Source organism: Priestia sp. 3CA3 (genome assembly GCF_056836725.1).
Genome location: NZ_JBXENJ010000008.1, coordinates 130835 through 153600, shown reverse-complemented (window position 1 = coordinate 153600; position 22766 = coordinate 130835). Strand labels below are relative to the sequence as shown.

26 protein-coding genes and 1 pseudogene are annotated in these 22766 nt (G+C 35.3%); 9 read left to right on the top strand and 18 right to left on the bottom strand.

What is annotated here, in order from left to right; genetic code table 11:
• The first annotated feature begins 705 nt into the window (after positions 1 to 705).
• Both AC1VNJ_RS21110 and AC1VNJ_RS21105 read left to right on the top strand, forming a co-directional pair.
• Positions 706 to 906 carry a cold-shock protein gene (locus AC1VNJ_RS21110; RefSeq protein WP_013056409.1) on the top strand — a complete coding sequence of 67 codons (201 nt, stop codon included), beginning with the start codon at positions 706 to 708 and terminating at the stop codon, positions 904 to 906.
• 882 nt (positions 907 to 1788) lie between these two features.
• Positions 1789 to 1935 carry a BH0509 family protein gene (locus AC1VNJ_RS21105; protein ID WP_014460666.1) on the top strand — a complete coding sequence of 49 codons (147 nt, stop codon included), beginning with the start codon at positions 1789 to 1791 and terminating at the stop codon, positions 1933 to 1935.
• 81 nt (positions 1936 to 2016) lie between these two features.
• Here the strand turns inward: AC1VNJ_RS21105 and AC1VNJ_RS21100 are convergent, their stop codons facing one another.
• The 5 genes from AC1VNJ_RS21100 to AC1VNJ_RS21080 form a co-directional block, all read right to left on the bottom strand.
• The gene (locus AC1VNJ_RS21100) at positions 2017 to 2535 is read right to left on the bottom strand and encodes a hypothetical protein (RefSeq protein ID WP_098627280.1); all 519 of its coding nucleotides are present in this window, start codon (positions 2533 to 2535) and stop codon (positions 2017 to 2019) included.
• 81 nt (positions 2536 to 2616) lie between these two features.
• A complete protein-coding gene (locus tag AC1VNJ_RS21095; RefSeq protein ID WP_063246994.1) occupies positions 2617 to 3216 on the bottom strand; it encodes a hypothetical protein in 600 nt (199 codons plus the stop codon).
• Between the two features lie 60 nt (positions 3217 to 3276).
• Complete coding sequence (locus AC1VNJ_RS21090) at positions 3277 to 3762, bottom strand: hypothetical protein (RefSeq protein ID WP_251438955.1); 486 nt, start codon at positions 3760 to 3762, stop codon at positions 3277 to 3279.
• 87 nt (positions 3763 to 3849) lie between these two features.
• Complete coding sequence (locus tag AC1VNJ_RS21085; protein WP_482641259.1) at positions 3850 to 4326, bottom strand: hypothetical protein; 477 nt, start codon at positions 4324 to 4326, stop codon at positions 3850 to 3852.
• Between the two features lie 167 nt (positions 4327 to 4493).
• Complete coding sequence (locus AC1VNJ_RS21080; protein ID WP_482641258.1) at positions 4494 to 5381, bottom strand: LysR family transcriptional regulator; 888 nt, start codon at positions 5379 to 5381, stop codon at positions 4494 to 4496.
• Positions 5382 to 5565: 184 nt separating this feature from the next.
• Between AC1VNJ_RS21080 and AC1VNJ_RS21075 the strand changes: the two genes are divergently transcribed.
• A complete protein-coding gene (locus AC1VNJ_RS21075) occupies positions 5566 to 5904 on the top strand; it encodes a DMT family transporter (RefSeq protein WP_033578604.1) in 339 nt (112 codons plus the stop codon).
• Positions 5904 to 6215 (top strand): DMT family transporter, encoded by a 312-nt coding sequence (locus AC1VNJ_RS21070; RefSeq protein WP_482641257.1) that lies wholly within the window; start codon positions 5904 to 5906, stop codon positions 6213 to 6215. The genes AC1VNJ_RS21075 and AC1VNJ_RS21070 overlap by 1 nt, the downstream gene beginning before the upstream one ends.
• 237 nt (positions 6216 to 6452) lie before the next feature.
• Here the strand turns inward: AC1VNJ_RS21070 and AC1VNJ_RS21065 are convergent, their stop codons facing one another.
• Complete coding sequence (locus tag AC1VNJ_RS21065) at positions 6453 to 6965, bottom strand: DIP1984 family protein (protein ID WP_367032708.1); 513 nt, start codon at positions 6963 to 6965, stop codon at positions 6453 to 6455.
• A gap of 41 nt (positions 6966 to 7006) precedes the next feature.
• Positions 7007 to 7801, bottom strand: a complete 795-nt coding sequence (locus AC1VNJ_RS21060) for a hypothetical protein (RefSeq protein ID WP_367032709.1) — start codon at positions 7799 to 7801, stop codon at positions 7007 to 7009.
• 212 nt (positions 7802 to 8013) lie between these two features.
• Between AC1VNJ_RS21060 and AC1VNJ_RS21055 the strand changes: the two genes are divergently transcribed.
• A complete protein-coding gene (locus AC1VNJ_RS21055; protein ID WP_047751249.1) occupies positions 8014 to 8511 on the top strand; it encodes a DinB family protein in 498 nt (165 codons plus the stop codon).
• 83 nt (positions 8512 to 8594) lie between these two features.
• Here the strand turns inward: AC1VNJ_RS21055 and AC1VNJ_RS21050 are convergent.
• Positions 8595 to 8816: pseudogene (locus AC1VNJ_RS21050) on the bottom strand (cysteine hydrolase); the annotation flags it as partial.
• A gap of 6 nt (positions 8817 to 8822) precedes the next feature.
• The gene (locus tag AC1VNJ_RS21045) at positions 8823 to 9029 is read right to left on the bottom strand and encodes a DUF1272 domain-containing protein (protein WP_014460681.1); all 207 of its coding nucleotides are present in this window, start codon (positions 9027 to 9029) and stop codon (positions 8823 to 8825) included.
• A 144-nt stretch (positions 9030 to 9173) separates the two neighbouring features.
• Here AC1VNJ_RS21045 and AC1VNJ_RS21040 point away from each other — a divergent pair, with 144 nt between their 5' ends.
• Both AC1VNJ_RS21040 and AC1VNJ_RS21035 read left to right on the top strand, forming a co-directional pair.
• Positions 9174 to 9596 carry an Lrp/AsnC family transcriptional regulator gene (locus AC1VNJ_RS21040; RefSeq protein ID WP_047751251.1) on the top strand — a complete coding sequence of 141 codons (423 nt, stop codon included), beginning with the start codon at positions 9174 to 9176 and terminating at the stop codon, positions 9594 to 9596.
• A 34-nt stretch (positions 9597 to 9630) separates the two neighbouring features.
• A complete protein-coding gene (locus AC1VNJ_RS21035; protein WP_482641256.1) occupies positions 9631 to 9927 on the top strand; it encodes a hypothetical protein in 297 nt (98 codons plus the stop codon).
• A gap of 1202 nt (positions 9928 to 11129) precedes the next feature.
• On the opposite strand, the gene AC1VNJ_RS21030 is transcribed toward AC1VNJ_RS21035, so the two are convergent.
• The 8 genes from AC1VNJ_RS21030 to AC1VNJ_RS20995 form a co-directional block, all read right to left on the bottom strand.
• Positions 11130 to 12023 carry an ROK family protein gene (locus AC1VNJ_RS21030; RefSeq protein ID WP_482641255.1) on the bottom strand — a complete coding sequence of 298 codons (894 nt, stop codon included), beginning with the start codon at positions 12021 to 12023 and terminating at the stop codon, positions 11130 to 11132.
• A gap of 112 nt (positions 12024 to 12135) precedes the next feature.
• On the bottom strand, positions 12136 to 13464 hold the full coding sequence (locus AC1VNJ_RS21025) for a PTS sugar transporter subunit IIC (RefSeq protein WP_047751254.1): 1329 nt from the start codon (positions 13462 to 13464) through the stop codon (positions 12136 to 12138).
• A gap of 12 nt (positions 13465 to 13476) precedes the next feature.
• Positions 13477 to 14883 carry a GH1 family beta-glucosidase gene (locus AC1VNJ_RS21020; RefSeq protein WP_033578592.1) on the bottom strand — a complete coding sequence of 469 codons (1407 nt, stop codon included), beginning with the start codon at positions 14881 to 14883 and terminating at the stop codon, positions 13477 to 13479.
• A gap of 14 nt (positions 14884 to 14897) precedes the next feature.
• Positions 14898 to 15206, bottom strand: coding sequence for a PTS sugar transporter subunit IIB (locus AC1VNJ_RS21015; RefSeq protein WP_014460687.1), 309 nt, complete (start codon positions 15204 to 15206; stop codon positions 14898 to 14900).
• 1 nt (position 15207) lies between these two features.
• Positions 15208 to 15549, bottom strand: a complete 342-nt coding sequence (locus AC1VNJ_RS21010) for a PTS lactose/cellobiose transporter subunit IIA (protein ID WP_482641254.1) — start codon at positions 15547 to 15549, stop codon at positions 15208 to 15210.
• Between the two features lie 139 nt (positions 15550 to 15688).
• Positions 15689 to 16402: a GntR family transcriptional regulator gene (locus AC1VNJ_RS21005; RefSeq protein ID WP_014460689.1), complete on the bottom strand. Its 714-nt coding sequence runs from the start codon at positions 16400 to 16402 to the stop codon at positions 15689 to 15691.
• Between the two features lie 660 nt (positions 16403 to 17062).
• Positions 17063 to 17836, bottom strand: a complete 774-nt coding sequence (locus tag AC1VNJ_RS21000) for a TerC family protein (RefSeq protein WP_033578590.1) — start codon at positions 17834 to 17836, stop codon at positions 17063 to 17065.
• Positions 17837 to 18218: 382 nt separating this feature from the next.
• Positions 18219 to 18839, bottom strand: a complete 621-nt coding sequence (locus AC1VNJ_RS20995) for a TetR/AcrR family transcriptional regulator (protein ID WP_033578589.1) — start codon at positions 18837 to 18839, stop codon at positions 18219 to 18221.
• Positions 18840 to 18975: 136 nt separating this feature from the next.
• Here AC1VNJ_RS20995 and AC1VNJ_RS20990 point away from each other — a divergent pair, with 136 nt between their 5' ends.
• Entirely contained in the window at positions 18976 to 21198 is a 2223-nt protein-coding gene (locus tag AC1VNJ_RS20990; RefSeq protein ID WP_328132719.1) for an MMPL family transporter, read from the top strand.
• Positions 21199 to 21609: 411 nt separating this feature from the next.
• On the opposite strand, the gene AC1VNJ_RS20985 is transcribed toward AC1VNJ_RS20990, so the two are convergent.
• Positions 21610 to 21801, bottom strand: coding sequence for a hypothetical protein (locus AC1VNJ_RS20985; RefSeq protein WP_033578587.1), 192 nt, complete (start codon positions 21799 to 21801; stop codon positions 21610 to 21612).
• A gap of 693 nt (positions 21802 to 22494) precedes the next feature.
• Here AC1VNJ_RS20985 and AC1VNJ_RS20980 point away from each other — a divergent pair.
• A complete protein-coding gene (locus AC1VNJ_RS20980) occupies positions 22495 to 22716 on the top strand; it encodes a hypothetical protein (protein ID WP_028413859.1) in 222 nt (73 codons plus the stop codon).
• Positions 22717 to 22766: the final 50 nt, after the last annotated feature.

Here is a 22766-nt window from a genome sequence, read left to right as displayed (position 1 = left end):
TAGAAAGTAACATTTTAAGGAATGTAAAAAATCCCATATACAAATAATAAGCCGAATACTCGTATAAAAGGTACATGTAGATATTCTGCATAAATCGTCATACCAAAAAAAGGTTTATTAAATTTAAACACTGGGTATTATCAAATCAAGACGATGTGTTAAGAGTACCGCCCGTGCATAGGGTGTGTCCTTCTCTATTCTATAAAAAATGGCGCCTCCAACGGCGTCATTTTTTATTTGTAAACAAGTTTAAGAATGCTTCATGCGAAGGTTGGATTTATATGAAAAGGTACATAGATTCTTATCTAATAGAATCTATTTTTACACCACTATTCAAAAAGATTTTGAGTGAACTTCCCTTTCTTTTGGGCAGACGGGTCCCCGTGTGCTCTCTCATCTAATTTAGTTCATATTTATGAATAAAATGCCCATAATGAGTATGTGGGCATTGGTTGATCTTTGACTTCTATCATTTCGATGTTTAGAAGATCACTTATAAATATTTTGAGGTTTTTGCATATGAACCTCATTATGATGTAGATTGTCATACTCCAATCACCTTTTTAGTGAAGTGAGTATTGATAAAGAAAGTTAGAAAGATCACATTAATTTAAGTTTAAGATGTCTCTATTGGGATAATATAATAAATAAGCTAGATTTAATGATAATCTGGTTTATTTTCTACATTCTAGGAGGCAACAAAAAATGGAACACGGTAAAGTGAAATGGTTTAATGCTGACAAAGGTTTTGGATTTATTGAGCGTGAAGGTGGAGAAGATGTATTTGTTCACTTCTCAGCTATTCAAGGTGAAGGCTTTAAATCCTTGGATGAAGGTCAAGAAGTAACTTTTGATATCGAACAGGGGCAACGCGGACCACAAGCGACAAACGTAAATAAAGCATAAAAACCATACTAAAAAGCAGACTCTATTTTCAGAGTCTGTTTTTATTTAAAAAGATTGTTATATCAAAACTCATTTATCAATAATTATAAGTTCATGTTTTTTACATAATGATTTTTTAAGATTGTTACTGATTCATTCGATACTCTTATAGTTACTATTTCTCCATTACTAAATATTTTCTCACTCATAGCCCTTATCCTTTTTTGCACCTGTGTAAACTACATACAAAATAATAAGCGTATTAAGAAACCTGCTGTTTTTGTGTATATAAAATTTTTCATAAAATTGATATCTTGGGCATAATACAGGATAGACACTTGGTAGAGGGGCGATTATTTGAGGGTGAAGGATGGAAACTTTTATACAGATAGTAGAACCAATAAGGTATATAGATTAAATGAAGATGACAAGGGAAGCTGGTACCTGAGTACACGTGATGATGAAGATCATCATCCAATGTCAAGAACCTCGGGGCGTAACATGATGAAATTGATAAAGAGTTTTTATACCAAAGTGAACGACAGTTGAAAATTTATCACTCTGCAAAACAACATAAAAAAATAAAGCTAGCTTAACCCAGCTAGCTTTATTTTTAGTTTATAGAGCTAGTTATCATAATGTTTTTTTAGGAATTAAGCAACGATACGAACAAAAATTTTTAACCTGGCCGTTGGCAATCACCTATTATTTAATTTCGATTGCAGAAGCCTTGTTGTCCCAATCCGACGCCATAATACCATTTCTATATTGTTTTTTGAAAAATCATCTATAATTGATATTGTTTTAATCTCATATTGAGATATATAATAAAAATAAGAAAAAAGAAAACGCTTTCTAAATTTAAATACATTGTTACTTTTCAAACTATAAGGAGGATTTAAAATGAGCCAAGTGGAAAGAAATTCTAAAGTGCAGAAATTAGTTGAGTATAAAAAATTCAATGAAGAAGAAGTTTTAAAAATGACAGATCCGCAGGTTGAATATTATCACTGGCTCTATTTTGATGATTCCGCTTATGATTATATGTAACTCAACTATAAAATAAGAAAAAAGCACAAAAACGTTTGGTTCCAACGGGTTTGTGCTTTTTTCGTTTCTTTAATTATACGATTACTCGTTTTCAATACCTTTTCCTGTGACAACAAAGTGAGGGCTGTCTTCCTTTCGGTTGAAAAGTCTCCAGAACTCACTATACTCATCGTCTTCTGATGTATCCGGAAATCCCTCCACTAAATAACCTTGAGATAAAAAGATCTTTAGCCCTCCTACTTCATCCGAGTCAACTCTTTCAACAATCGTGTGTTCGTTTATACCTTCTATAAAAGATTCAATTCGTTCATCGAATCGATTATTTCCCTGGACATCCCATTCAAAGTACTCATTTTCATCATCCAATCCTGTTCTTGGAGAATAGAAATCCCGTGAGGCTACTACAATTTTATTACCTTTGACAATACGCCATGAACATTGAATATGTAAAGCGTATTCAGCTACCTCTTCCGTTTTACCCCTTCTGGTTACTAAAATCTTTTCTCCAAACCCTAGCCAAAACAAATTTGAGGCTCTCCCCGCGCATCTTACATTTAAGCCCACTAATTTGTCTAATTTTGATCTAATTGCTTTTCTCATGCTTTTCTCCTTTTAGTAAGTAGCTAAACAATTAGAATGTATTAATCTATTTTGTTTATGGCATTAAGATTAATCACCTTTTTATTTTTGCAACTTCTGGTTAAAAGTCTCAGCGACAAATTCAAATTCTACATTGTCTTTATGAATAAAAAATGTAGTACACCCGTCAATATCAATACATTTATTAGACTGAGCACATACTACATCTACCTCAACCAGATTAAAATGAACAGCATGAACATCCTCACTATCTAGACCCATTGTTAAACAATTAATACTATCGCCAAAAGACTTAAAAATAAGCCTTTTCCCTTCCACGTTCTCTTTACTAACACCAAATTTCTCATTATTCAATATCCCTTGAAACGATGACGCTTTGGGAAGACACTGGATATGATGAATACCTTCGTAGCACCTTAAAGTAAACAAAAAAGGGTGTGCTTCATCTGCCATAATCTCAACGCCATATTTAAACGAAAAAGTTTTATAAACCATTTCATAAAATAAAGGGATGACAATATCATCCCATGATTCATAAGCATGAGCATGTATGCGTATTAGATGGGGATATAAGCTGGTAATGGCACGCTGAAAATTTAATAAAACTTCCGTATCCGTAAGCTCAGATAAAGAATCATCGGTTTCATGATTCTTTATCTTTCGTAGCCTATTATCAATCATCAACTTTCCCCTCCTACCTCTAGTTAGTTAATCTTCCGATAGTACATGTACGTCATGAAACTATTCGTTATTATACTTGTCTAGGTCTTTCCATTTTGCAAACTTGTTTCTAAAATTCCTAGATATTTCTTCGTCCTTGCTCAAAAGTAAAATTAAAGATGAGTCCCAAAAAACTAATTCTATAATTGCTTTAGGGTGCTGAATTGTTGGTGTTTCAATCCAAAAACCCGGATTACCATCAGCATAAGGCTCTTCTTTAAGCATATCTAAATTTATAGTTTCTTTCTTATTAAAGGCAGAAAAAACTCCCCATATAAAATAGATGTCCTCTTTATTAGCAAGCTTCGTTAGATTTTCACCTGTAATCCAATATGTATTGCCGCTCGTTCCATTGTTGTAAATTCTGTAATCAGTAAAGTAATCAAGGTACTTATCTGGAAAAGATCCATCTAAATCAGTCAACAGCCAATTGTACTTTTCATGAAGATTATTAAAAGAACTCAGTATTTCCTTTAAGTCATAAAAGCTCTCTAGGATCGTATTCATGAATTCCACTCCATATTTTAGTTTTATTTTAACATTTCCCTTAGTAATTTTTCTGTATACAACATGTAAGAATAGTTAACATAACCCTCATTCAAACTCCTCAGGACACCAAACAGCTATGTCATCCCCCGGAGTTGCAACTAAAAGCCAATCACTTCCTGCAAAAGGGTCTCCTAATTGCCAGCATTCATAGTTAGGATCATGACCGTTCACAAATAATACTCTCCCCGATTCTAGAGAAATGATAAGATGAGGCGATACGGCATCCAGCTGAACATTTACTACTTTTTGTCTCCTGATATCCCAAATATGCTTAAAATATTGCTCTTCTGTATGGAAAGGCACTTCATCTTCTGATGATGGGTATGTATCGCGGGCTTCAGGATATACAGTCCAAGTTGTTTCGATATTCAATACAAAATCACTATCATCTTTTTTATTATAGTTAGTAAAATACAATAGAGTTACAGAGCTATTAAGCCCACATTTCACGCCATCTATTTGACTGCTAATAAGTAAGTGCTTCAGTACTCGTTCCGCAAATTTTTTGTCCCCTATCTTCACTGAAGCTGCTCCTTTACACGTTTCTTAGATGTATACCATATAAAAAGTTAAGCAGCGTAATCCTCTTTAGATATTAAAAAGCTCACTTTTACTGCTCAAATTAGCACTTGGTATATTCATCCTAAACATAGGCTAAATAAAAAAGATCTTTACGAAAAACAGTCTGATTATTTCTGATTTTTCCTTTCTCTTACTTCGCTAATTGTCTTTATAAATTCACGCTCAGTTACGCCTAGATAGGAGTCAGAACGACGAACATATACAATCCTGAGGTCTCTGTAAGGCTCAGGTATTGAAAAGAGTTGTACTACCCCTTCTCTCTCATATCTCTCCGCTAATGACCGGGCTATAAGTGTCATACCAAGGCCCGAAATCACTGCTCCCATAATCGTTTCGAGTGTAGCGAATTCCATAATTTTCGGGGATACAATCTGTTCTTCTTTTAACCATTGCTGTAGCCTTTCTCTATATTGGCAGCCTTCATTAAATAAGATGAATGGTAAGTGTAGTAACTCTCTAGCAGACTCAATCTGCTTCTTACCTTTTTCATTTGCACTGCATACAAGTACAATTTCTTCATCAAAAGCCGGAATTTGATCAAGCGTTGACACATTTACTGGTTCTGCTACAAATGCCCCGTCTAGCTGGAACTTAAGAACTTTCTCTATTAATTGTGTACTTACTCCTGATACTAGAGAAATATCCACATTTTTGTGCTTATTATGATAGGAAGAAATGATTTCAGGAAACCCTACTACCGTTTCAACTAATCCAATACATAATGATCCAACAAGGTTACGCTCATCTTGAAATGCTTTCTGTATTTCATCCATTAGCCTCATCATTTGTTCTCCGTACGTTAAAAGTTTTCGACCTTCTACATTTAATGTCATTCCGCGTCTGTGACGATGAAACAATGGGTGTCCAATTTTTCGTTCAAGAGATCGAATACGTGCTGTTACATTTGGTTGGACATAACCTAGCTTATTAGCAGCAAGGCTTACACTGCCGTATTCTGCCACAGCCATAAATATACGTATATCCTCTACTTCCATAAACATCCTTCTTTCCACTTACATTCATTTAGGTATTAACAATAGTGATATCTACAATCATTTATCATTATTTTACAAGATATCAAGCTCTAGATAAAATAATGACATCCAATTGTTACTGCAATTATTTAGTAGCCATTACATAAAGTTCTTAAAATGAGGTGACTAAAAGGAGGAAATCTGATTGTTTTATTTACTATTGTTTCTTGCCATCATCTTGGAGGTAATCGCAGTATTTTTTCTTAATCTTACAAATGGATTCACAAACTTTGTTCCGACTGTTTTTGCCATACTATTTTATTGTTCTTCGATTGCTGCTTATATGCTCCTTAACGCCAAAGGTGAAGTAGGAGTAGCAAGTGCTTTATATGCAGGAGGTGCAACCGTACTTGTTGTTGTCACAGGTATTATTTTTTTTGATGAAACTATTTCCTTATCTAAAATCTTAGGAGTTTCTCTTATTGTAATTGGTGCAGTTTCTCTTAACATTAAAGGAAGTTCTAAAGAAAGAAGGGCAGCGTAATGGGATACGTATTTTTAACGATTGGCTTAGTTTTAGGCATTGCAGGGCAAATGTGTGTAAAACTATCTAAAGGCTTTAGACAAACTGTTCCCACGATAGGTGCATTCTTATTGTTCATTGCTTGTATTTATTTCATTTCTCTAACAACACACTATTTTGAAATGGGTATTGTTTTTGCTATATGGGCAGGGCTAACGATTGCTAGTACAACGCTGTTAGGTATTTATATATTTAAAGAATCAAAAAACAAAAGAAAGATTATCTCCGTTACTCTTATTATTACAGGGGTTATTATACTGAAAGTTTTCTAATAGAAATAAGATAAATAAGGCCCTTACTTAACTTATAAGTAAGGGCACCATAGAAGGAGTTAAAAACAAGGAGGTATTGGTCATCGACCGTCCATTGCTATAGTTGGTTATTGGTAAGTTGTAACAGTGTAATGGGTCATTGGATTATTGGTTTTATCACTTGCCATCACAATAGTACTTTGAGTACACTAAACATTCTCCTTCTATGCCTTGAAGGGAGTCTCACCTCTTCAAGGATTAAAAATATTTATCTCCATCAAACTCTAACTCTATTTGATAGTTTTTAGCGTTAATTAAATTCGATAATCTGTTTGCTTTTTTTTCAACCTCTAGACCTCTTAGACGATATTCTTCAGGATCAAATGTAGCCACTTTAATAATGGATACCCCTTCTCCATAGTAAGGATATTCTTCTTTAGATGATGAACCAAACTCTTTGTATTTTCTTGCTCTAGCACGTAATTGAGTGGCATATTCAATCGCTTCTACAATTGTTAGTTTGTGTTCATTATAAGTAATATTATTTTGGATATTGGCTTGATACATTAATTTATCAAGTAGACGCAAATCCTTTCGAATGTCCTCTAAATCCTGTTCAACATGAGATAGTGATCGAGCTTGAGGAGGAATCTTCTCCCCTTTTTCAATCTCTACAAATGCAACACGGTCCATCTCTTCTTCTAATTCGTGTATTCGTTTTGATAATACACTTTTCAATTTCACAGCCTCTGCTAGAGAAATTTTAGACATAGATCAAAGCTCCTTTATTCATAAACTTAATTTTTACTATTTTATTGTTCTAATACCTTCTCATAATAAGGAGGTGTTGTGCCACTTCCGCCATACCCTGAGACACTGGTGCGATCTACTTTATAAGACATTATATAGCGTCCTTTTTGTTTACCTTTAGTCCAGTTTTCTTCAAACGTCACTAGATAAAACTCGTTATTTAATTTTTTAGCACGAGTTGTTCTTTCGATTTGATACCCTCTAAAAGTTCCTCTCCATGTTCCAACTTTAGCAGGAAATAAATCAATATCTGTTCCTTCACCACTTGCCGCAAACTCTATTGCACCTTCTTGGGTAAATGGCGGAAGGCTAGGTGATAGCGCTTCGAATATACTCCAACTGAGAAGTAAAAGAATAAGAGGTATGATTAGCAATACTTTTGTACTTTTTTCCCTGTCAATTCTTCTTTCTACCCACCAATCTATACATGCATATAACATAGCAGCTGCCATCCCGTAATAAGCCAAATATGTATCTTGAAAAAACAAACCGTTAATTAAACCTAATATGCCATGGAAGAAGACAAATAGCCACCTCATGTTGGGAAGCCATTTCTTTCGAATAGCGTCCAGTATAACTGAGACAAAATTTCCGTATACAGCAATAACTACCCCTACATAAAAAAGATATACAAGGAACCACCCTGCCATGTCATTTCCAGTATGATACGATAGTTCTTCTCCGTTAGTTAGCTGTTGGATCAGACCTATTACTGTCAAAAGGTACGCTAAAATAAAGCTTGTAGAAAGAGTTGTTATCGTCTTTCTCAAAATCACATAATCTTTTTCACTTTCCATAAAGGGTACCTTTTTCTACTTATTTCTATATATTTTATATTAAACCATATTTCTTCATATAAAGGTGATTTACAAACAAAAAATTGTGATTGAGACTATTTATTTTAGTGGCTTTGTTATAGTAAGTCGTTAATCACAGAAGTACATATATTAAACTGATTTGTGTTAGACTGTTAAAAGCGTATGACTTTGAAGAAGAAAGGCTGAAAAACATGACACAAACAAATACAGCATTTCGTGATGCACTTATCAAATCACTCAGAGGTGAAAGAGGTCATCTTCCAACAATTAATGCAATAACCGACATTAATATGGAACTTGCTTCACATAAACAAAAGGAATTACCTTACTCTATTTATCAATTAGTGAAGCATATGAGCTATTGGCAAGACTTTTTACTTGCTCTTGCTAAAGGAGAAAACCCTGAGAGACCGAAAAGTGTAAGTGAAAGCTGGCCTGAACATCCTGCTCCGGTTGATGAGGAAGAATGGGAAAAGACGATCCAGCATTTTTGTGATGGAATTGACGAAGCTTGTCACTTAGCTGAGACATTATCAATCGAAGAACCTCTGGATGCTTGGCCAAGTGAAACCCCAGGGGGATTACTGCGTAATATTGCTTCTCACAACAGCTATCATCTCGGTGAAATTGTCATTATGAGAAGATTAAACGGAGCATGGCCACCGCCAACAGGAGGCTTTCCTGCTTAGATTGAGACATAATGCAGAAATAAAGCTCTAAAAAGCGTCCATTAAACACTTTTAGAGCTTTATTCTAGTTGTGTACTATTCCTTTATGAATAATGTGTGGGATGAAACAAGTCTTCCTCTGCATTTCTGACAATCGAAAAGTGTTCAACGTTGTAATGACCATGTAAAGTTTCCTTATAATGCTTTATGATTTGTTCAGCACTTAAACCATTACTGTCCGTTGTTGAATGTCCATCCCCCACTAATGTCACATCCATTCCATTGATTGTAGCTGTTCTGACTGCACTATCTATACAGTATTGTGTCTAAATTTATGAGAAATTTAATGAGCAACTTAGCGGATTTTCTTGCCCCCTTGGTCTCTTGACCAGCTCCCCTTCACAGTTAGGACAAATATACATCGCACTTTCACTACATTTATCACAGAATGTACATTCATGTGTACAGATATAAGCAACAGAGCTATTATGGAGCTTCTTATTGCACTTTTCGCATGTATTTCTCATTTCTAAAGCCATTAAATCCCTCCTTTTGATATAATTAAATTGTATTGTATAAATTTCTATTTTCACATATTTATTTTATTGTATTACTAATTAATAGCTTTAATATTGACGGAAAATTCATGATTTTAATTTATAATTTAAAGCGGGGTATGTTTTATGGATGAAATTGATAAAAATATATTACTACATCTACAAGAGAATGCTCGTTTGTCCGTTACACAGTTGGGAAAGCTGGTTGGCTTATCTACTCCTGCTGTTAATGAAAGAGTAAAAAAACTTGAAGAGAAAAACATAATAGATGGATATAGAGCAATAATTAACCCTGAAAATTTCAACAAACCTGTAACTGCTTTTATTTTATACAGCAATACAAAATGCAAGCAATTCGTAGAATATTGTAAAGAACACCCTGAGGTTATCGAATGTCATCGTTTGGCGGGTCAATACAACTATCTAGTAAAAGTTTTAACTACTTCCGTTCAATCTCTGGAAACATTTATTGATGAATCTATGGCTTTTGGAGAGCCGTCTACATTGATTAAGCTTTCCTCACCAGTTGTCTATAAAGCAATAAAATAGAAAGGGAGAAATATCCAATACGAAAAAGCGGATTTTGAGTTGGAGCATTCTTGTTGGGGTTATTATTGTTTTAGCTATTGGTATACCAAGAATAACAGCTAATGAAGCATGCCCTTTAGGTTCATCAGAAGAAAAAAAGAAAGTAGAAGAACTCGAAGGAAATTTTCGAAAGTGGTCACTTGGACCACTGGATAAGTTTATGGTGCAAAGTTACCAAGCAAAGCCGAATGGACATCAGTGGAATAGTGTGAAACAAAAATCAATTAAAAATTACCGTGTCACATATTACACGTTTTTTGGATTTCGTTACATGGAAGCAGAAGTTAGTTGAACCTAACATGGAAAGATAAGATTTGCGCAGAATATTATGCCACATGCCCGTTTTTTTTCTTTATCATGATCCATTCGATGTTACATAGATATAAAAAATAAACGTACAAAAAAAGGTAATGCAACATGCACTACCTTTTTTGTATTGTAATTGGTCTCTAAAACATATGAAATCATTTTAAAATTATCAATATTATAGATTAAAAGGATTTTATTACCTTTTATGGTATACTCAAACCTGAACTATTCTTAAGGAGTGAACGAATTGGAAGTGAATAACCAAACTTAAATGAGAACAGTTATTGAGTAGATGTCTAATGCAAATACCAATTTTAGAAAAGGTGATGTGTGTAGATGAGTCAAAGATATGTTCAGCATCGTTTATTTCCTTACTTATTGGCCGTGTTTTCCGTATATTTACTTATCAGTAAAAGTAGCTTTATACCATGGTCCATCCTTGCATTTATAGTAGTTAGCACAAACGTAATAGATAAAAGATATAAGTCTTCAGAAAACACTAAGAGATATATTTTTGCTAATAAGAGACTAGATTTCGTGTACAGACTTTTTTTATCTATCAGTGTTTTATTTATTATGATGAATCTACTTGTCTTAAAATTAGGTACAATATCTGTACTATATGTTCTTCTTCTACTATTTTTGACATCCATATTACTGTTCACTAGTCATATGGAATAATACGCTGTCTGTAGAATAACGAATGGTAGAGTTTTATCAATTAGAGCGGAGCATAAAATTGCAATCAACTTTTCAAATAAGATTTAAAGACATACTACTCATTATTCTAACCTTATTACTTGTCATCTCCGTATTAGTAAATTGCGCTAGTTATTTTAACAGCAAGCAAATCGAAAGCATCAGTTCACAATGTTACGATAAAGGCGGAGAAGTCATACTTGAGATACATAACCCTTTTACCAATGATTATTCTTTTATGTGTAGGTAGGCTTTATCTATCTACTCCAGTGTTTTTTCATAAATGCAGGGACATTTTCATTTTGCATTTTAACGAGCGGTCTTTGCAAAAATAAATAAGCGCAGCTGCTTACTTCAGCTATGCTTATTTATTTAAATCTTTATGTTGATATTGACCTATAAACCACTCAATTCTCTACCTATACCTTATCTAGATGAAAATCTCTTCATTATGGTCTGTACATGTCATAGCTCTATTGTTTAGTCTCAAATTAACTCCAACGTTTTTCGAGACGCAATATGATGGTAAACTGCACCAATCATACCTGATTGATTTCCAAAACTAGTAGATCTGATAACAGCACAGAATGCTGGATCAATTTCTAAGATTCTCTGTTTTAATTCGTTTATGAATGTTTTTCTTGAAGTAATCCCTCCCCCGATATAAAAAGTAGGAAGAGCAAACACATAATATAAGTTTAAGATGTTCATTGCCAATCCACTATATAAGTCACTAACCAGAAGCGATGCCACTTCTTCCCCTTGGTCGTAAGCTTCAAAGATTTGTTCACCTGAGACATTTTGAAAAGGTATATTCATACACTCTGCATATTTTTGGCGAATAACCGCCAGCGTAGCTGTTTTGTTAAATTTATGATTTTCTGCAATATCACTCGTAACGTGTTCACTGAACATATGTCCAAACTCACCAGATCGGTTACGTCTCCCTCTATAAAGAGCGTCGTTCAAATAAATTGCGCCTCCAATTCCTGTTCCAATAGTTAGACAAAGAAAGTCAGTCTCTTCTTTTGCACTTCCTTTCCATTTTTCTGCTAGAGCTACACAATTCGCATCGTTTTCTGCACTTATTGCCAAATCAGGAAATTGTTCTTTAAAATATGCAAAGATATTGAACCCATTAAAATCTTCAATAGCACCGCCCATTTCAATAAAACCTGTATTAGGATTAATAAAACCAGGTATGCTTAGAGCTAGCCCTACTACATCACAATTCATTCGGCTTTCAATTTGAGTAAGAATAGTCTGCCCTTTCCTATTGGCTAGAGGTATTTTTACGGATTCAACAAGATCACCGGAAATAGAAAATTTCCCCATTTTTAAATCGGTACCACCAATATCACAAGCTAATACAAATTTCATTGTATATCCTACTTTCTTCTTCAAAATATTGACTATAACTTCATTATAAGTGCATAAATAAAGAATTACCCCCTATAAAAGTATACGGGGGGTAATTCTTTATTTAGTTGTTTCAAGCAATATTACTTTCTGATTGTTTTTTTGCTTCGAGCTCTTCATTGTAAGAAATACTATCTTGCATTCTGACAAAAGGAAGATAAATCATCACTGACATCGCAATGGTTACTATTTGCAATAAAGCCCCTCTCCAGCCGCCAATCAAGAAGCCAGAAATAACCGGCGGTGTGGTCCAAGGAACCTGAAGTGCATTGAAAGGCTCTACCCATCCCCAAATGATAGAGAAGTAAACCATAAATGATGCGATTGCAGGAACAACAATAAAAGGAACAAACATTATTGGGTTAAATACAATTGGCATACCAAAAATGATTGGCTCGTTTATATTGAATAATCCAGGAGCTAAAGATAATCGACCGAGCTGCTTTAAGTGCGATGACCGTGCCACTATAAGAGCTGCAATAATAAAACCAATGGTAATACCTGATCCTCCTAGTTTCGTAAATACATCCAGGAATTGAATGGTTACAACTTTAGCATTTTCGCCTACAACAAGCTCTTTACCAGAATCCAATATTGCTTGGTTTTGTAGAGCATTGGCTGTTAGAAGCGGTCCCATTACTCCCATAATAATGGCAGCACCATGAATTCCACACCACCAAAGAAGTGACATTAAGACCATGATAAGAACTGCACCAGTAAGCGTGTCCGTCAAATTTTGCACGGGTACTTGCAGCAGTTTATAAACAATTTCAGTGAATGTCTTATTTGCAAAAGCTTGGCATAATCCAAAGACAATGGCAGCTACTGTAATGATGGCAAACCCAGGAATTAGTGCAGAGAACGAGTTCGCAACGCCTGGCGGAACACCTTCTGGCATTTTAATACGAATATCACGCTTAATAAACTGCGAATACACAAAGCCAACAAATAGACCAACTACAATCGAGGCTAGTACACCCTGCCCGCCGGTCCAAACTTTGGGAATAACACCTGTGACGGTTTCTCCGCTTTTTGCCAAGACAGAGGACTGAGTGATAATAAGGAAGGCAACTACACCTAAAATACCAGCTGGCGTACCTTCAATTTTTTCGTTCCGGACGTATGAATAAGCGATTCCAAACACACCAATAAGAGCCAGAATATCAAATGTAGAACCGACAACCTGGGTAAGTGGAAGGTTCCACTGTTCTCCAAAGAATTTCACCATAGCCTCTTCCCAGCCTGGAATCGGGGCAGCGAGAATTAATAGAAAGAGAGAGCCGATAATTGTCATCGGCATTGTTAAAATAAACCCATCCTTAATTGCAAGTGTTGGTTTTGCATTTGCAAATCGAAGGAAGAACGGGGTGAACTTTTCAAATACACTTTCTAAGCGACCCATAGGGGTACCTCCTTAAAGTTCTTCTGCGCGTGTAGCGATAATATCCTTGTACCAAAAGAATGACTGCTTTCGTTTTCTTGCAAGATTATTTTTGTGATCGACATAAATGAATCCGTATTGTTTTTTATAACCATTTAACCAGCTAAGCAAATCAATGACAGACCATGCAAAGTATCCTGAGACGTTAATTCCTTCCATGACAGCTTTTTTGACAGCGCTTAAATGATTTTCAATATAGTCGATTCGAGGTTGATCATGAATCTCTTCACCAACGATAGGATCTTCATCTCCTAAACCGTTTTCCGTGATATACATTTTGATGTCCCCGTAGCGTTCTTTAAGCATACGCATCCCTTCTAGAAAAGCATCAGGAGCAATTTCCCATCCCCATTTGGTATATACCTTTTCTTCCATCATGACTGTTTTGTATACACCGTCAAATGAAGGGTTTCCAGGTTTACCTGTTGAGTTCTCACGTCCACCAGACAATACGAGGGCTGAATCGTTTTTCATTACGCGCTGTGGGCAGTAATAGTTTAATCCGATGAAATCATTCATAGGTGCCGTTCTATGAAGCAAATCCAGTTCCTCTTCTGTCATTTGCGGGAGTAGCCCTTTAGCTTCGAGCTCTTTTATTACATATTGTGGGTAAGCTCCTTTCAAAATTGGATCATAATACCAATGTGTCGAATATGCATTCGCATGTCTTTCTGCAAATTTGTTCTCTTCGTCTTCATCAATGCTAAACGCCGGGTTAAAAACATGAGTAATGCCAATTTCCCCCTCATAGCTTGACTGTTTGAAAAGTTCAACCGCACGGGCATGAGCCACAAACACATTATGTGTCGCCTGAAAGTATGCTTTCGCATCCCCTTCAATTCCTGGTGGATGAGCACCGGTTAAATAGCCTAACGAACAAAAGATAACCGTTTCGTTAAAGGTAATCCAATTCCGTACTCGATCGCCGAATGCTTTAAAACAAACATCAGCAAACGTGACAAATGCATTGGCTGTTTTAGGATTTAGCCAGCCGCCTTCTTCTTCAAGCGTTTGAGGAAGGTCCCAGTGATACAATGTGACGAACGGAACAATTCCGTGTTTTAAACATTCATCAATGACATTATTATAGAATTCCAATCCTTTTTGATTTACTTCACCTATACCGTTGGGAAGAATACGTGTCCAGGCAATGGAAAACCGATACGATTCCAATCCCATCTCTGCCATAAGTGCGATGTCTTCTTTATATCGGTGATAATGATCAATGGCCACATCACCGTTTGTTCCTTCAAATGTTTTACCGGGAATCTTTGAGAAGACGTCCCAGTTCGAAACCCCTTTACCGTCCTTGTTCCATGCCCCTTCTACTTGATAAGAAGCTGAAGCTGCGCCGAACAAGAAATCTTTTGGCATTTTCAAATCATTCACCCCGTTTATTTATTCGCTAATTTAATCGCGTGTTCAAGTACTTTTGCACCATTCATCATGCCGTAATCCACCGTGTTAATAACATCAATAGCGACACCTTTTGGTTCACAAACAGCTTTTCCTTTGTTTAACAAATACTTTACCTGAGGACCTAATAAAGCAACATCGATATTATCAACATACTTTTCCATCTCTGACTCAGGGTAAGCTGCAATCTCAGCTTCTACACCACGCTCACCAGCAAACGCTTTCATCTTCTCCACTAACATACTTGTAGACATACCTGCTGCACAGAATAATCCAATCTTCACCATATCAATTCATCCCTTTCAATAAGTTAATTTCTTTTTGCATGGTCATCATATGATCCAATAGCTCTTTCACTAAGATTGTGTTCATCAAATGGTCTTGGGCATGAACCATCAATACACCAACCCGTGCCGATTTTCCTTGGGCCTCTAGTGTGACAAATTTTGTTTGAATAGCATGTGCTTCGTTTAAAATTGCATTCGCTTTTACTACTTCTGCTTCTGCCTCTTTTACTTTGTTTTCTCTGAGCAGATGTAAAGCAGCGTGATAGCTCGCTTTAGCATCACCTGAAAATGCAATTAATCCAAAGATATCTTCAGAGCTAATCTCAATCGATTCTTCAACCATATATGTACACCCTTTCATAAGTACAAATCTAATTTGTTGGTACAAATTTTATAAATTTATAATAACTCACTCAGATTCATATGTAAACTATTTTTTTATTTTCAGACAAAAAAAAAGAGCCCTGAGCTCTCTTTGCACCTTAACTACCTTTCATATTTGATACTTTTAGCAATTTTACATGTTTGAAGTGATGCACTGACTGTGAGTAATCAAATATTGCACCGTTTATTAAATAAACCGTATTATCTACCACCAAAGCCGGATCATTCTCTTTTAATCCCAATAAATCAGCTTGCTCACACATAAGATAATCGGCACGAATAACACGATCTGCAAAACCAATTGCTAGTTGCTGGTCATTGCGTAAATATGTATAAATCGATTTTTTCACAATATTTTCATCAAGGTATTTAACAAGATTTTTGTTGAAATACGAAGTTTCAATTGAAAATGGATCACTATCAACATATCTTAGCCTTTTTACATAATAAATAGGTGTTCCAATCTTACATCCCATATTTTGGGCTAGTTCCTCATCCGCATTAATTAATTTAAAATCTAGCAGCTTGTTTTCTACAAGGCGGTCACTAAAATCATTGGTAACTCCTTGTAGCTTTTCAAGATTAACGTATCCATTGTTGTGATGATTACGAATAAATGCACCGCTGCCCTGAACTTGATATACATATCCTTTATTCACGAGAATTTCAATTGCTTTTCGTACTGTATTACGGCTCACCTGATACTTTGCTGCATATTCATCTTCAGTCAAAAGTTTATTTGTTTTTTGATAAACATGCTCAGTAATATCAGATTCAATTTGGCCAGCTACTTGCAGATATTTTGGCATCATTCTGTTTTACACCTCTCTATACAAACTAAAAAACTAGGGATTATTATAGCATAAAATACGGAAAGAAGTGCTTTTATGAATATACTTGAAATAAAAAAAAGCTTTATAGCCTTGTTCAATATGAAGATAGCGCTACTACTTATATTACTCCTAAAGTACTGGAATTGACGTATTGTAAAACATCTAAGATTTTGCAAATCATTATACTTACGGATCAAAAATGAAGTTCGATGGCTTTATCTAATTGCTTTTTTAATGCAAGTTAAAGTTAGCTTTAAGTCAAGGTTTCCAAGAATAATTTCCAAAAAAAAAACGATTTTGCAAATCATAAAAATAAGTCTACACCTTAACCGTACGGACTTAAAATTAAGTTAGTTCATTGTTTTTTTTGGGGGTTTTCTTGATTTCCTGCTTTACTGATTATCGTAAAGGGAACAAAAATAATAAATAAAATAACTAAGTTCGTTTTCACAATCGTTTCAATTAAAAAGTGCGCTAACCCTGCTTGGGTTAACGCACTTGATCGTTAGGCCTGAACCAGCAAAACTCACTTTTGTATAGAATCTAAACATCCTTTCAAATGCTGAAATAGGGATCCATTTTGACGGGAAGAGTAAGGGTAATTAGTAAATTCAGGGTGCGCATTACGCTCGATTACTTTTAAGCCGATGATTTTTCTGATGACTTATTGCCCGGTGCAAACCAACCCAATAGCGCGATACCAACTAATACTCCATAGAAAATCAGTGTCCAAGCAGTGCTATGAGGGAAATGAGAATCTAAAACCCCGATATCTTTATGCGCAAAAGTAATAACCGCAAGTTTCACACCGACCCAGGCAACAATTGCATATGCTGTCGTTTCTAAGGCAGGTCGCTTTTCGAGAAGTTTTACAAACCAGGTTGCTGCAAACTTGATTAAGATAAGACCTGCAACTCCTCCAAGAACTACAACTGCAAACTGTCCTCCATCCATCCCACCGATTTCTCCAAACTGTGAATCCGGAAGCCCAAGAGCTATGGCCACTGCAGCTAAAATAGAATCTATGGCAAAAGCAAGGTCAGCTAACGCAATTTTCCCCACTGTTGGCCAGAACCCCTTTCCAGCAGACTCCTTCTCATCATCATCATGAATATTCTCATTATGTTTCCCAAACCGCGCCTGAATGACATGCTTCAAACCTAGATACAGGAGATAAACGGCTCCTATGGCCTGTATCCACCAGACGTTGGCGATAAATGAAATGGCAAAAAGAGCTCCAAATCGAAAAATAAATGCCATCAGAATTCCGTAATTAATCGCTCTTTTTTTCTGATCCTCGGGTAAATGCTTGGCTATAACTGCCAGTACAAGAGCATTGTCAGCTGATAATAACCCTTCTAATCCAATTAGAATCAATAATGCCCATACGTATTCGAGCCAAATAGATTCCATCCGCTTCTCCCCTTTCCAAAATGTAAGCTGCTATGCTAAAGGTTTTGTTTACAATAGAATAACCATATATGCTAAAGGCAACCCTAAAAGATAGGATTTTCATTATTTTAACACTAACCTTCTATAAAATACTTCTTTAAATACAAATAAAAACCAAATTATTAAATTTTTACGTTTTTTATCATATAACGTCGCTTTTTTACATGATTAATGAAAACTTCGGGCCAACATCTCTATAAGTTGGATGGTTAATAGGTAATCGCTATTATTTCAGGCTTTTTTTACAAAGTGCTTGCGACCAATGAAAAGAACGGCTAAAAAATATTCATCAATATTTTTTAGCCGTTCTTTATTTCTTCTTTGTACCATGAAATAAAACAGGTCAATTAGGACTAATCCCTACCCAAAAAAGATCTACTAGAGCCTGAGCCGTTTTTTCAGGGCCTCCTAATTCAGTTATTAATTCTTTTTTATTCCGAATCATTGTGACCATAGAAAATGTATGCGCAAGCAAGCGAGGGCTTGTTACGACAATTTCACCGTTGTTTGCAGCTTGTTTGAATACGTTCTCCAATGCCTGATGTATGGCTTTCTCTGCTTCACGAATTTCATGAATATGATCTTCTGTAAGCGAAGAAGTAGCTTCCTGCAATAATGTTTCAAAATCAATATGCGGTCTCTTTAAGTGATCCAATGTTACCTCGTATAATCTATGTTTCAGCCCTTTGGAATTTTGTAATAATTTCTCTGTCTGTTTTGTAATACGTTGGAACATGCTTGATACCGAAACGGTAAATAAAGTGGCCTTATTTTTAAAGTAGTAGTAAACACTAGCCTTAGTCACATCGCTAGCCTCAGCTACTTGCTCCATTGAGACTCTTTCATATCCATATGCCATAAATAAATGGGCAGCAGTCTTTAAAATTTGCTCTCTTGTTATATTATTTTCAGTTGTTATTTTGGGTCTGCCAGGCTTTTTTTTTGGTGTCTTATCAGTATTCATAAGAGGGCCTCCTTCTAGTTCAAGAAATTGCCACATTTAAACTAGTTGATTAATTAACCTTCTGGTATATATAATTATTGAAGATTCTATATATATTGTAATAGAAACAAACAGATTTGGAAATGAGGGAGAATTAATGAAAGAATCACCTTTAGCAACATTCAGCCGATTTATGACTGGGAAAGTGAGTCGATGGGTTGTTATTGCCGTATGGATTCTGGCCACTGTAGTCCTAACGATTGCTTGGCCTGCCGTGAATGAGACGGAAGTGAACAATGCACCCAACTTAAGTGAGAATTCACCTTCCGTAGAAGCTGAAAATCTCATAAAGAAAGAATTCCCTAACTCATCAGGGGTTCCTGCCTTACTTACATGGCACAAAGAATCAGGTTTGAAAAACGATGATCTAAAATCTATTCAGCAAATGGCGGCAGCTTTAGAAAAAAAACCATTAGAAGAACAAACGTCTACACCGCCTTTGCATAAATTACCGTTAGCAGCTTTACAAAAAATGATATCAAAAGATGGTACCACGCTTGTACAGCCTATTTTCTTTAAAGAAAACGCTGAGACGGATGTACTAGAAAAAAATCTAGATACGATTAAAAAACAAGTAAAAGAAAACGTTTCATACGATTCTTTTGCGACGGATATAGATGAAAAAGATAAATTAAGCACGCGCGTTACCGGTCCTGTAGGAATTCAAGTAGATGCAACGAGCTTATTTGAAGGAGCAGACGTTTCGTTACTAATTGCGACAGTTTTATTAGTCTTAATTTTACTTCTTGTCATTTATCGTTCCCCAATTTTAGCGATTATTCCTTTAATTGGTGTAGGTTTTGCCTATGGGGTTCTGAGTCCAATTCTCGGTATTTTAGCAGATAAAGGATGGATTACGGTCGATTCACAGTCCATATCCATTATGACCGTTTTATTATTTGGAGCCGGAACAGACTATTGTTTATTTTTAATTTCTCATTATCGCGATGAGCTTCGCAAAGTAAAAGATAAGAGACAAGCACTTATCAACGCCTTTAAAGGTGCTTCAGGTGCTATAGCGATGAGTGGCTTTACGGTTGTCATCTCTCTTTTAGCTTTAATCGTGGCAAAGTACGGGGCTTACCACCGTTTTGCAATCCCGTTTAGTTTATCTATTCTGGTTATGGGATTAGCGAGCTTAACTCTTATTCCTGCCCTTCTTGCAGTTATGGGAAGAGGTTCTTTTTATCCTTTTGTTCCTCGCACTCCCGAAATGGAAGAAGAATTGGCGAAAAAGAAAGGAAAACCGGTGCGTGACCGAAAAGAGAAAAACCGTTTCGGGAATTGGATCGGTAATGTGGTTACGACTAAACCATGGACAATCATTGTAGCTTGTCTAGTCTTTTTTGGAGCTTTATCCATATACTCTAGTCAAATCAAGTACACGTATGATTTATTGTCTTCTTTCCCTGAAGATATGCCTTCTCGTGAAGGATTTACGATTATCTCTGACGCTTACTCTCCTGGTGAACTAGCACCAGCACAAGTAGTAATTGATACAGAAGGAAAATCGGTAGATCTAGAAAAAGAGTTAAAGAAAAACGATCTTATTAGTACCGTTTCTGCACCTCAAAGCGGTAAAAGTAATAAGGATTTAAAGGTATATGACGTCACGTTTAATGTAAATCCATATAGTATAACAGCTATGGAGGCTATTCCAGACTTGAAAGATGCAGCCGAAAAGGCACTGTCACAGTCCGGAGTTTCCTCAGTAAAATCCAAAGTATGGATTGGCGGTCAAACAGCGACGCAATATGACACGATGACTGTTAGTGATAAAGACAACAGTATTATTGTCCCGTTAATTATTATTTTTATATCGCTGCTGCTAGTGGCTTACTTGCGTTCTATTGTAGCTATGCTTTATTTAGTGGGAACCGTTATCCTCTCTTACAGTGCAGCTTTAGGCTTAGGCTGGCTCATCATCCACAATATCATGGGAGCAGATGCTATCCAAGGAGCGATTCCTTTATACGCATTTGTATTCTTAGTGGCGCTTGGTGAGGATTATAATATTTTTATGATCTCAAGCATCTGGCAGAAAAAGAAATACATGCCGTTAAAACAAGCGATTAAAGAAGGCGTAAGTGAAACAAGCGGTGTTATCACATCAGCTGGAATTATTTTAGCTGCTACATTCGCGGTTCTAGCAACACTGCCTATTCAAGTTCTGGTTCAGTTCGGAATTATCACGGCTTTAGGTGTTCTGTTAGATACATTTATTGTGCGACCATTCCTTGTACCTGCGATCACTACGGTTTTAGGAAGATTTGCTTTCTGGCCAGGTAAAGCTGAAGTGGTATCAGAAAAAGAGAATTAAGTAGTAAAACAAAGGTGTTTTATAATTGATTTACTATATGGCTTCTATGAATGTAAAACCAAGAAAAAAGCAAAGAGAATATTAATATTCTCTTTGCTTTTTTAATTTACTTCCATCTGTGCTCTTCTTTATCTGTTAGCTTTACGATAAACGGAAATAAACCAATAAGAGATATAGCAACAATCCCACTTAAATAACCTAGCCCCATTAAAGGACCAGCACCTTTAAAGGAGATAAATTGTCTGGTATGGCATTTAGGACACTTCTTTCCTTTCTTAGAAAACCCAAGTAACCATACATTTTTAGCGTTCCATTTGTAATTGCAATGATTGCAACAAGCCATATATACTCTACCTTTCTTGTCTTATGCTTTTATTTGTTTTTATGTAATTTTTGAGCAGAATTATAATGTTAGTTCATATTAGTCTGATGATGATTAAAAGTCATATTTATAATTTCTCCAAGCAACAGTCCTACAGCTGCTACTGGTATAAACACTTTAAACATACTAATAGAAACATCTAAGCCTAAAATCAGTAAAAGAAAATAACCAAATAAGAATCCTGTACAGATAAATGAATATTTTTTTATCAATTTTCTCAAAAAGACACCTCTTTTGCTTGAATACTCCATTCACATCTTTATGTATAAAAGGATCATTCATTCTTAACAAAACGTTTATTTCTTTTTTTAACTTGAACGACTTTATAAATAAACAAACCTAAAGAAACCAATAAAATTAACCAAAAGATTTGAAAAGCTACGTCCGCTCAATTAACACTTGATATATCCATATTATCGCCTCCTATATCTTTTACGAACGAATTTCATAAAAGTTCCATATTTGTATTATTTATTGTGTTTTCTAAGTGATATTCTCACTTGCACTTTAGAACCTCCTATAATCAGTCTTAACTTTAAATGTATTAAAAAAGGGGAATACACTTTGTAAAAAGGTGTGATTTTATTAACTTTTTACGTATTACCACAACGGCTGTTGTTCTTTCTTTTTTTGGTGTGATATTCAGAATCATTTACGGCCAAATAATTGGGGAAAAAGATTTTCAATCAGAAAGTCTCATTGGTCTCTTCGTTGGATTTTTTGTGAGTATTTTTTTCATTTATTGTTTTAATGATTATCGTAAAAAGAAAAAATATAATTAATTCACTAATTAGCAAACGAAGCACTCAATGCAAATTTTAATAATCTAGAATGGCTTTCCGCACAACTTTCATAAAAGCAGGTATTTAGGATAAATTATTACTGAAGAAACATATGCTACTGGAGGTCGTAACTTGTTAATAGGTGAGATTGTTCAAAAGCTAAATAATGGTGCTTCTTATGAAGATATTGCTTCTTCCATTAAAATTAGTGAAGATATCTTGAAAGATGATTTAAAGAAATTCGGATTTCACTACGATGATAAAGAAAGAAATCTCGTATTTACAGGATACGAATCTGAATATGAAAATACACTTTGTATTTGTTACTCTGATATCAGGAAACTTTCTACTTAACATTTTTGCGTTAAAATGATATTACTTCTATTAAATTATAAAATAAATTA

Coding starts and splice junctions, on each gene's coding strand:
- AC1VNJ_RS21100 (WP_098627280.1), bottom strand. CDS start 2,535: ATGAGAAAAGCAATTAGATCAAAATTAGACAAATTAGTGGGCTTAAAT.
- AC1VNJ_RS20990 (WP_328132719.1), top strand. CDS start 18,976: ATGAAAGAATCACCTTTAGCAACATTCAGCCGATTTATGACTGGGAAA.
- AC1VNJ_RS21000 (WP_033578590.1), bottom strand. CDS start 17,836: ATGGAATCTATTTGGCTCGAATACGTATGGGCATTATTGATTCTAATT.
- AC1VNJ_RS21110 (WP_013056409.1), top strand. CDS start 706: ATGGAACACGGTAAAGTGAAATGGTTTAATGCTGACAAAGGTTTTGGA.
- AC1VNJ_RS21080 (WP_482641258.1), bottom strand. CDS start 5,381: ATGGAAGTAGAGGATATACGTATATTTATGGCTGTGGCAGAATACGGC.
- AC1VNJ_RS21040 (WP_047751251.1), top strand. CDS start 9,174: ATGGATGAAATTGATAAAAATATATTACTACATCTACAAGAGAATGCT.
- AC1VNJ_RS21045 (WP_014460681.1), bottom strand. CDS start 9,029: ATGGCTTTAGAAATGAGAAATACATGCGAAAAGTGCAATAAGAAGCTC.
- AC1VNJ_RS21010 (WP_482641254.1), bottom strand. CDS start 15,549: ATGGTTGAAGAATCGATTGAGATTAGCTCTGAAGATATCTTTGGATTA.
- AC1VNJ_RS21030 (WP_482641255.1), bottom strand. CDS start 12,023: ATGAAATTTGTATTAGCTTGTGATATTGGTGGTACCGATTTAAAAATG.
- AC1VNJ_RS21095 (WP_063246994.1), bottom strand. CDS start 3,216: ATGATTGATAATAGGCTACGAAAGATAAAGAATCATGAAACCGATGAT.
- AC1VNJ_RS21090 (WP_251438955.1), bottom strand. CDS start 3,762: ATGAATACGATCCTAGAGAGCTTTTATGACTTAAAGGAAATACTGAGT.
- AC1VNJ_RS20995 (WP_033578589.1), bottom strand. CDS start 18,839: ATGAATACTGATAAGACACCAAAAAAAAAGCCTGGCAGACCCAAAATA.
- AC1VNJ_RS21065 (WP_367032708.1), bottom strand. CDS start 6,965: ATGTCTAAAATTTCTCTAGCAGAGGCTGTGAAATTGAAAAGTGTATTA.
- AC1VNJ_RS21070 (WP_482641257.1), top strand. CDS start 5,904: ATGGGATACGTATTTTTAACGATTGGCTTAGTTTTAGGCATTGCAGGG.
- AC1VNJ_RS21025 (WP_047751254.1), bottom strand. CDS start 13,464: ATGGGTCGCTTAGAAAGTGTATTTGAAAAGTTCACCCCGTTCTTCCTT.
- AC1VNJ_RS21055 (WP_047751249.1), top strand. CDS start 8,014: ATGACACAAACAAATACAGCATTTCGTGATGCACTTATCAAATCACTC.
- AC1VNJ_RS21005 (WP_014460689.1), bottom strand. CDS start 16,402: ATGATGCCAAAATATCTGCAAGTAGCTGGCCAAATTGAATCTGATATT.
- AC1VNJ_RS21015 (WP_014460687.1), bottom strand. CDS start 15,206: ATGGTGAAGATTGGATTATTCTGTGCAGCAGGTATGTCTACAAGTATG.
- AC1VNJ_RS21105 (WP_014460666.1), top strand. CDS start 1,789: ATGAGCCAAGTGGAAAGAAATTCTAAAGTGCAGAAATTAGTTGAGTAT.
- AC1VNJ_RS21060 (WP_367032709.1), bottom strand. CDS start 7,801: ATGGAAAGTGAAAAAGATTATGTGATTTTGAGAAAGACGATAACAACT.